Source organism: Pseudoalteromonas sp. SG45-5, assembly GCF_014164085.1.
GTDB classification, from domain to species: domain Bacteria; phylum Pseudomonadota; class Gammaproteobacteria; order Enterobacterales; family Alteromonadaceae; genus Pseudoalteromonas; species Pseudoalteromonas aliena.
Window position 1 is genome coordinate 1 of record NZ_JACJEM010000092.1, and the last position, 9,915, is coordinate 9,915.

A 9,915-nucleotide genomic window follows, 5' to 3' on the forward strand; every position below is an offset into this window, starting at 1 on the left:
GTTTTTGAGCTTCTACAAGGGCCTTTACTGGTGATACCACAGGCTATGGCGAGTCGCTCGCTAACACCCAATTTCATTAAACTGCGTACTTTGGTGCGAGGTTTACGCCATTGCCGCCAGTAGCATATTCTTATTCTACGAAGGACCCAGTGTTCTAAATCTACCGTTAGCTGATAAGCGTTGGCTATTAGATAATAGTGTCCCCAGCCGCGTAAATACTACGTGAGTTTATGAATTTGAAGACAAGGGATCAGAGCCAGACAAGAGATCAAATCTGACTTCATACATCATAATTAATTATTGGTTCGGCTCTACTGTAGCCAACCAATATTCTACTAACTTACACCTTTTATTTTTTTTTGGTAAACCCCGTTACATTTTGATTAAAAAAGCCACACTTTAACTTGTGTTAAGGTGTGGCTTTTTTGCAGCAGTTGTAACTAAAAGTTAAGCTACATTCGCTGCTAATAGCTCGTTACGTACTAGCTCTGCGCCTTTGCTTAGGGCGTTCAGTTTGCCCTTTGCGATATCGCGGGGTAGGGGGGCCATGCCGCAATTGGTGCAGGGGTAGAGTTTGTCGGCATCTACATATTTAAGCGCTTCGCGTAGGGTTTTTGCCACCTCTTCGGGTGTTTCTATAGTATTGGTGGCTACATCGATTGCGCCTACCATTATTTTTTTACCGCGTACGAGTTCTAGTAGCTCTATGGGTACATGTGAGTTTTGGCATTCGAGCGAAATAATATCAATATTCGATTTTTGCAGCTTAGGGAATACTTCTTCGTATTGTCGCCACTCGGTGCCGAGGGTTTTCTTCCAATCGGTGTTGGCTTTAATGCCGTAGCCGTAGCAAATATGCACGGCGGTTTCGCATTTTAACCCTTCTATAGCTCGCTCTAGGCAAGCTATGCCCCACTTGTTTACGTCGTCAAAAAACACGTTAAAAGCAGGTTCATCAAATTGAATTATATCAACCCCAGCGGCTTCTAGCTCTTTGGCTTCTTGGTTGAGTATTTTAGCAAATTCCCATGCTAGTTTTTCACGGCTTTTATAGTGATCGTCATACAGGGTGTCAATCATGGTCATTGGCCCTGGTAATGCCCATTTTATAGGTTGGCTGGTTTGCTGGCGTAAAAACTTGGCGTCTTCAACAAATACCGGTTTTGTGCGAGACACAGGGCCAACCACAGTCGGTACACAGGCGTCGTAACGGTCGCGAATTTTAACTGTTTTACGGTTTTCAAAATCAACGCCATTTAAGTGCTCAATAAAGGTGGTTACAAAGTGTTGGCGGGTTTGTTCGCCATCGCTCACTATATCTACGCCTGCGGTCTGTTGCTCGTGTAGGGAAATGCGCAGGGCGTCGTGTTTGCCATCTATCAGCTCACTACCTTGTAATTTCCATGGCGACCATAAGGTTTCGGGTTCGGCAAGCCATGACGGTTTCGGCAAGCTGCCTGCTGATGAAGTAGGTAATAATTTTTTCATAATAAATGCTGCCTTTAATTTTGTTGTGTGATTAAGCGATACTTGCTGAGAACTGCTGCAGTACTGATTGGTAGGGCTTAATAAAGTGCTGCTCGGTAAATTTACCTTGCTCAACTGCTAATTGACCTCGTTCTGCGCGGTCATACACAATTTGCGTTAACGAATGATCGTCATTTTTTAAATTAGGTTTATAACGACTACCTGCAGCGGCATTGGCGTTATAAATTTCAGGACGATAAATTTTTTGAAATGTTTCCATAGTGCTAATAGTGCTAATTAGTTCAAGGTTGCTGTAGTCGTTGAGTAGATCACCAAAAAAGTAAAACGCTAACGGTGCAACGCTATTTGGTGGCATAAAGTAGCGCACTTGTAAGCCCATTTTTTTAAAATATTGCTCAGTTAACGACGACTCATTAGATTGATACTCAACGCCCAAAATAGGGTGCAGGTTTTCACTTTGCTGATAGGTTTTGTTATCAGACACGCTTAAACAAATAACTGGCGGCTTTTTAAAGTGCTTTTTATAGGTGTTTGAGCTTACAAAGTGTTTAAACAACTTGCCGTGTAAGTCGCCAAAGTTATCGGGAATACTAAATTTCGGTTTGCTTTTGTTATGCTCAGGCAGTAATACGCTAAAGTCGTAATCGCGCACATAAGACGAAAAGTTATTACCCACCATACCTTCTATTTGCTCGTTAGTTTGGCGGTCAATAATGTTGGTTTTTAATACCTCAATTGATGGAAAGGCTTCGCCACTGCCTGCAATGTCTAAATCAACCGAGATGATTTTCAGTTCAACCGTGTAACGATCCCCTTGTGGGTTATCCCAATTGGCGAGTGCATTAAAACGATTGTTAATCATTTTTAGGGTGTTACGTAAGTTTTGTTGGCGGCTTTCACCACGGGCTAAATTAGCAAAATTGGTGGTAATACGCGTATTGGTTGATGGATGGTAGTTTTCATCCAAGTTAGTGCTCTTAATAGTAAATGTAAAATCAGTGCTCATGGCAATACCCTTTCAATCTAAGAATGTGCTGCTTTTATCAATCAGTCATTACAGGCTGTTAAAACCGAACGAACGGTTTAACTGCAGTGGTGCTGTGCAGAGTTAATAAATTTATACGTGGTATGTAGCATGAAGAAAAACGGTTTTATTTCAGGTAAAACATGAGCCAGATTCATTTTCTGACTAGGTTGAATAGATAGTTTTGGCTAATTAACAGTAAACACGTCATAAAAACAAATTTAGAAGTCTAGATTTCTAGATGTTTTTACGGGTGTTGTAATTTATTCATACAAAACGTGAGTATTATTCAATACTGATACGTACTTAAAGTGCAATTTGCATAAACGGTTGTTGATATAATCAAAAAAAACATTGGTGAGCTTAGGTGTTTTATTAAGCTCTTTAAAAAGTAACTCACCGCCGCAGAGCATAACTATCCCTAACATAAGAAGAGACAAATGGAATGAGTGATTTAATAGTGTTGATTATATACTGCGCCATACTTGGCAGTGGTGTTGGCTTTTTAGCTGGCTTATTAGGAATAGGGGGTGGGCTGGTGATTGTGCCTATACTCAGCATGATATTACTGCACTTTAATGCTTTGCCACCTGAACAAGTAGTGGTGGTTGCCATTGCGACCTCACTGGCCTCTATTTTATTTACTTCGACCTCGTCGGCTATTGCACATCATAAAAATGGCAATGTACCCTGGGATATTGCACCTTGGGTTATGGCAGGCGTTGCCTTTGGTGCGCTTATTAGTGGCTTTATGGCTGCATTGTTACCCGAGCATGTAGTGCGCTTAGTGTTTGCTGTGAGTGTGGTGCTAATTGCACTCAAAATGATTTTTTCTGGTAAGAGTGATTCATCAGCCCCACGCCCGTTACCAAACAAAGGGTTACTGAGCGTTTTAACAACTATAACCGGTGGTTTGTCTGCGATGATTGGCATTGGTGGCGGGGCAGTATTAGTGCCGCTACTGACGTTTTTTTCTGTTGATATGAAAAAAGCCATAGGCTGCGCATCGGCCTCAGGTATTGTGATAGCGTTGTTTGGTTCAATGGGTTATATCAGCTCAGGCATCCAACTATTTAGCCTAAAAGAAGGATTTGCGGGCTTTGTGTATTTGCCCGCTTTATTGGGTATCGTATGCACCTCATGGTTTACCGCACCACTAGGCGCTAAAGCTACCCATTATTTACCAGTTTCAACCATAAAGAAAATATTTGCCGGCTTATTAATAATAATGGCAATAAATATGTTTACTCGATAAGGTTATTTAGTTCGGGTTAAATTATGAGCCTTAAAAAACGGCTCATACTTAAACCTTTAAAAGACGCGACGTAAAGTCGCTGCTACATTAAACCACCTATATCACATGTCTGTAGGCGGGAGTTTATCTCGCGCTTGTATTTTTAGAAGGATAAAAGATACTTTTAAGTTAAGGTAATTTAAAATAATATCAAAACGGCCTAACTAAAAGCTAAAACCTCCTCCAACCCATAGGAGGTTATTTGCTTAATTGAAGTATTGATATTCAAATTTAACTAATGAAGCGAAAATGGAAAATTTCACCAAACTATTAGCAGTTACACTTTATATATTTTCTTTGTCTGGCTGTACTTCAATTGGAAGTTACGTCATGTCAAACCCCGATATTTATCTTTCTGAAGCGGAGTTTATAAAAGCAAAACCTAGCGACATTGGCTTTGAAAAACATACATTTTGCTCTTTTAGTACCACTCAATGCATTACATATCTGACTGCTGAACCTTATCAAGCAGCTGAATTTTCGCAAGGGAGCTCTGTTTATTACAACCTTCATGCAACTGGTAATAATGTAGAAAATACAATTTCACACAGAATGACACCAGATACATTTAATCGTTTTGAAGGCACTGCTTTATTGCTTCATGGCTATGGGGGCAGTAAAGAAGCAATGATGGCTTCAGCTATCTATTTTAGAGCGCTTGGTATGAACGTTATTATTCCAGATCTTTTTGGCCATGGTGAATCAACTGAAGCATTTGTATTTGCAGCAAAAGAGCACGGCATTTTAAATGAACTGCTTGCTGAATCACTTTTAAATCAAACAAATAACCAGACTGTTGTAGTCGGCCATTCTATGGGAGCACTTACTGCAAGTAACTTATTATCATCAGAATATGTTGACGCTGCTATTTTACTTGCCCCAATGATGAGTTTTGACATTGCAGCTAAGGAGTACTTACCTTATAAATCGTCTTTGCTTAGTCATTTTTTTCATAGCGAGATTGATAATATTGTTAACCAAGCAATGTTTGAGGCAGGAGTAACCATTCAAGAAACAAATTTATTGCCTAAATTAACTGAGACTAAAAAGCCTGTATTGTTAATTAACTCAGATGTTGACTCTCTATCCCCCCCGGCTTACTTTTCATCAATACAAAATGAGTTAGTAAAAAAAATAACTTTTAATGCTCGCTCTCATTCAAGTTTAATGGTGTTTGATCGTGATGATGTTATCGAAATTGAAAACTGGCTAATAACATGGTGAACCTTCGCTATTTTAGATGACATTGAGTGTATAAGTCATTTTTTATTATTGTCGGGTTTCGTTGCACTCTACCCAACTTACGCTTTGTAAACCCCCATTACATTTTGATTAAAAAAGCCGCACACTAATAATTAGTGTGCGGCTTTAGTATTTTTCTTTTTTAAATTATTACTTTTTTAGTAAGTGCTTTTCAAAAAAGTCAGCCATCATAGTGTGGTAATGCAAAGTGGTGCCTTTGCCTTCACGCAAACTGTGTGAGCGGTTAGGGTATGAGAAAAACTCAAACTGTTTGTTGTGCTTTACAAGCTCGTCAATTAAACGCTCTGAGCCTTGGTAATGCACGTTATCATCACCTGTACCGTGAATAAGCAACAGCTTACCAGTTAGGTTTTTAGCAAAGGTAATCGGCGAGGTGTTGTCGTAACTCTCAGGATCGGTATTTGGGTTCCCCGCGTAACGCTCTTGGTAAATAGTGTCATATAAACGTATATCTGGCACCGGTGCTGAGGCAATTCCCACTGTGTATTTATCGCCGTGACGGAACAATAAGTTAAGCGTTGAACTACCGCCCCCTGAGTGTCCCCATACGCCAACGCGCTCAGTGTCTATTACATCCCAGCGTTTAGCCATAGCATCTAGGGCGTCTACTTGGTCTTGCACGGTAATTGAGCCAATTTTTTTATAAATCGATTTGCGCCAATTGCGGCCTTTGGGTGCACGCGTACCCCGGTTGTCAACCGATGCGACAATAAAGCCTTTTTGCGTTAGTAGCGATTTATATAAGTAGCTGTCGCCTTCAAAACGGTCTTGTACTGTTGAGCCCCACGGTTCGCCATAAACGTAAAAAACAATCGGATATTTTTTACTTTCATCCATACCAGCAGGAAACATAATATAGCCATCGAGCTCTGTGCCATCTTGCGCGTTAACTTTAAAAAACTCATGTGTAGGTAAGGTTTGCTTAGCAAGTTTTTCTTTTAGTACTTTATTTTCAACTAAGGTTTTTACATTGCTGTGATCGCTCACCTTAATGATTTCTTTAGTTGGTGGTGTGCCAAATTTAGAATACGTGTGCATCGCCCATGAGGCATCTTTTGACATGTAGTAGCTGTTTGAGCCTTCAAACTCTGCAGGGGTTACACGCACAGGTTTACTGCTGCCATCAAGGGGTGTGCTGTATAAATAGCGCTGACCAGGATCGTTTGGTGAGGCAATAAAATACATCACGTTTTTTTCTTCATTGATAGTGAGCATATCAACAATATCGTAATCGCCAGGCGTTAGATCAATAATGGTTTTGCCATCGCGCGATACACGATAAAGATGACGCCAACCATCGCGCTCGCTGTGCCAAATAAAAAACTTACCGTCTTTTGACCAATTGGCTTTATAAAACCATTCGATAAACGCGTCGTCTTTGTCTTCTAAAATTTTAGTCAGTTGCTGCTTTTGCCAATCAAATAACCACACTTTATTGTGGCTTTGCGGGCGGTTTAAATCTTGGATCATTAACTCATCCCCAGTGCCTGCCCAGCTGATGCGCGGAATGTAGCGATCGCGATTATCACCTTCAAGTTTGGCCCAGCGGGTTTGTTTGTCGCTAAGGCTTACCACGCCCACGCGCACGGCTGAATTAGTTTCACCCGCTTTAGGATACGGAAACGTTTTGAGGGTAGGGTAGAGCTCGTCGGTGTTGTTGATCATGGTAAAAAATTTAACGTCGCTGGTATCAAGCTGCCAATACGCTATTGATTTGTTGTCTGGGCTCCAACGAAAGCCATCAGCAATGGTGAACTCTTCTTCGTAAACCCAGTCAAAATTACCGTTTACAATGGTGGCGCTGCCATCTGTTGTAAGTGCAGTTACTTTGTTACTACCAACCGGTTGCATATAAATATTGTTATCGCGCACATAGGCTATTTTTGAGCTGTCTGGGGAGAACTTAGCAAACATTAGCTTTTTAGGTTCAGGTTGTTCGCCGCCAAGCTGCTGTAGTTTGTTAGTTTCTAAATTTAATAGCCAAAAATCACCACGACTACGAGAGCGCCAAACTTGCTCGCTATTGGTAAATACCATTAGCCATTTACCGTCTTTTGACCATTGATAGCTTTCGATTGCAAATGGCTCGTCTACATCTTCTGGTAGTAATTTTTCAAATTCAACCAGCACTTTACGGCCAGTACCATCGGCGTTGTAAAAAACAATGTCGTTGCCTTTTACGCCGTGTTCTTTTTCGTCATCAGCTTTACCAGCATCGTCTTTTTTATCTTTTTCGTTTTCACGCGCTTCAAGTACTGTGTAACCAGTGCCATCGTCTAACCATTTAAAGTATGTGCTGCGCTGCGCCTTAAAGTATTTATCTTTATAGATTTGTTCTAGCGAAAGTGGGGCGCTCATTTCGGTTGAGGCTGCAACCGATGCGCTATTGTTAGTTACAGAGCAACCTGATAAAGACAGTCCTGCCATTACGGACAGTACGAGCCCTGAGGCTTTAAGTAATTTCATGTGAGATCCTAAAATGGGTGTGTGCTTGTTGCTATTATTTTAAGGGTTGGGCAACACGCTTATTGGGTTCAACAAACGAATGTTTAACAGTGCTTACTTTAGCAAAGTTTGCGCTTAATATCAGAACGTTCATCGCAAGCATAGCTACATTAAACGCGAAGTTGCATGCAATATGCAATAAGTATGCGTCTTAATAAGCCGTGTAAAATATTAAGTTAAATTATAATAAGATTTCAGTAGTGCTGGCTCATTTAAGCTGACATTATTAATCCAATTCTAGCTGAGCTCGTTCAACACTCTCATTAGGTAACTCTTTTTGCACTGATACACCAAGCTCTTTAAATTCAGAAGCTTGCTTAATTAAATTACCTTTACCACGATATAACTGCGAGAATGCCTTGTCGTAACTTTCCTTTGCTTTATCTAGCTGTTTACCTACGCCTTCCATACTGGTTAAAAAGCCGTTGAGCTTGTTATAAAAACGCTCAGCTCTATTTGCTAGCTCTTTTGAATATTTAGTTTGCTCTTCAAAGCGCCAAAGCTGCTTAACAATATTTAAACTTGTAAGCAGCGTAGTAGGTGTAGCCACTAATATGTTTTTTTCAATTGCTTGTTGATAAATATCACTTTGATACTTAAGGGCCTCAACAAAGGCTGATTCTATTGGCACAAACATCACCACAACTTCTGGCGAGTTAATACCAGGTAATCGATCGTATGATTTACTAGCAAGCTCATTAATACGCGCTGTAACGGCGTTTACATGCTCTTTAATTGCTTGATTAGCATCTAACTCGTTTTCGGCATTTACATAACGGGTATAGGCGTTTAGCGATGTTTTAGCATCAATAACTAAGTGCCGCCCTTGCGGTAAGTATACAACTACATCGGGGCGCAATCGGCCATCTTCGGTGTTAAACGACACCTCTCGTTTGTAATCAACACCTGCGCGCAGGCCTGCGCTATCTAACACGTTCTCAAGCATTAACTCGCCCCAATTACCTTGGGTCTTTTTTTGCCCTTGTAACGCGTTACTGAGCTTATCTGCTTGATCAGTAATGGCTTGGCTTTTGGCCTGTAAATGCAGTAACTCGGTTTTAAGTGCGGTACGTTGTTTTATATCTTCAACGTGTATTGATTCCATTTTCTCTCTAAACCCTTTTAACTCACCTTGTACAGGTTTTAGTAGTTGCTCAATACTTTCTTGATTAAGGCTTTTAAAGCTTTGTGATTTTTCTTCTAAAATTTTGTTAGCTAGGTTTTCAAACTCTTTTTTGAGCATATTTTTACTTTGTTCAATTTGCGCAAGCTGTTCGGTAAAGTTTTGCTGTTTTTGCTCAAGCGTGGTGCGCATATTATTATATTCAACATCGCGTTGGTTGTATTGCTCGCGAAGCGCTGTTAATTCACCTTCAGCTTTACGCCAAAAGTGGTTGTATTGAATGCTTTGTTTTTCTTGTTCGCTAAACCGGGTTTTAAAATGCTGCGCCTCATCGCGCTGCTCTTGGTGAGTGTGCTCAAGCAGCTCATGATCTTCTAACAAGGTGGTGTGTTGTAGCACTTTATTATCAAATTGATTTTGTAAAATTGAAAGCTGCTGTTGTTGCTCGCTTATTTTGTGCTGTAATTTTTTGCGCAGCTGTACTGATACAACACCGTAAAATACAACGCCTAGAACAGCCCCAGCGCCTGCGCTTAACCAATCAATATTAGTGAGTATTTGAATAAACATAACAATAAACTTATAACATTTAGTGACATGCCATCATAACGAATAACTATCAATAGAAGTAGGGGAGCAAAGAAATACAGGCATAAAAAAAGCCAGTTCAAAACGAACTGACTTAATTATTACTAAAATTAGTAACTAAATAGGGGAATCAACATGAAAACCTGTATTAACTGCAATTAATCAACAAGCATAGTAGTAGACGCCCTATTTTTAATTAAGTTCATAAAAAATGAAAAATTTTAAAATAATATTTCAATGGTGAGTTTTAGGCATAAAAAAGCCAGTTCAAAACGAACTGGCTTAATCATTACTAAAATTAGTAACTAAATGGGGGAATCAACATGAAAACCTGTATTAACTGCAATTAATCAACAAGCATAATAGTAGACGCCCTATTTTTAATTAAGTTCATAAAAAATGAAAATTTTTTAAATAATATGAAAATAGTGAGTTTTAGGCATAAAAAAAGCCAGTTCAAAACGAACTGGCTTAATCATTACTAAAATTAGTAACTAAATAGGGAAATCAACATGAATACTTGTATTAACTGCAATTAATCAACAAGCATAATAGTAGACGCCCTATTTTTAATTAAGTTCATAAAAAATGAAAATTTTAAAATAATATTTCAATGGTAAGTTTTAGACA

At 39.6% G+C, this 9,915-nt stretch carries 6 protein-coding genes and 1 pseudogene; 2 read left to right on the plus strand and 5 right to left on the minus strand.

Annotated features, from left to right (window positions below):
• The 3 genes and pseudogenes from H5119_RS19355 to H5119_RS19365 all read right to left on the minus strand — a co-directional run.
• Positions 1 to 218 (minus strand): annotated as a pseudogene (locus H5119_RS19355) (group II intron maturase-specific domain-containing protein); the annotation flags it as partial.
• A gap of 229 nt (positions 219 to 447) precedes the next feature.
• Positions 448 to 1,488, minus strand: coding sequence for a methionine synthase (locus H5119_RS19360; protein WP_182703398.1), 1,041 nt, complete (start codon positions 1,486 to 1,488; stop codon positions 448 to 450).
• Between the two features lie 31 nt (positions 1,489 to 1,519).
• A complete protein-coding gene (locus tag H5119_RS19365) occupies positions 1,520 to 2,494 on the minus strand; it encodes a DUF1852 domain-containing protein (protein WP_182703399.1) in 975 nt (324 codons plus the stop codon).
• Between the two features lie 463 nt (positions 2,495 to 2,957).
• Here H5119_RS19365 and H5119_RS19370 point away from each other — a divergent pair, with 463 nt between their 5' ends.
• On the plus strand, positions 2,958 to 3,767 hold the full coding sequence (locus H5119_RS19370; protein ID WP_182703400.1) for a sulfite exporter TauE/SafE family protein: 810 nt from the start codon (positions 2,958 to 2,960) through the stop codon (positions 3,765 to 3,767).
• 288 nt (positions 3,768 to 4,055) lie between these two features.
• Positions 4,056 to 5,030, plus strand: coding sequence for a carboxylesterase (locus H5119_RS19375; RefSeq protein ID WP_182703401.1), 975 nt, complete (start codon positions 4,056 to 4,058; stop codon positions 5,028 to 5,030).
• A gap of 168 nt (positions 5,031 to 5,198) precedes the next feature.
• Here H5119_RS19375 and H5119_RS19380 read toward each other — a convergent pair whose 3' ends face one another.
• On the minus strand, positions 5,199 to 7,535 hold the full coding sequence (locus tag H5119_RS19380) for a S9 family peptidase (protein ID WP_182703402.1): 2,337 nt from the start codon (positions 7,533 to 7,535) through the stop codon (positions 5,199 to 5,201).
• 265 nt (positions 7,536 to 7,800) lie between these two features.
• Positions 7,801 to 9,267: a DNA recombination protein RmuC gene (rmuC, locus tag H5119_RS19385; RefSeq protein WP_182703403.1), complete on the minus strand. Its 1,467-nt coding sequence runs from the start codon at positions 9,265 to 9,267 to the stop codon at positions 7,801 to 7,803.
• Between the last annotated feature and the right edge of the window lie 648 nt (positions 9,268 to 9,915).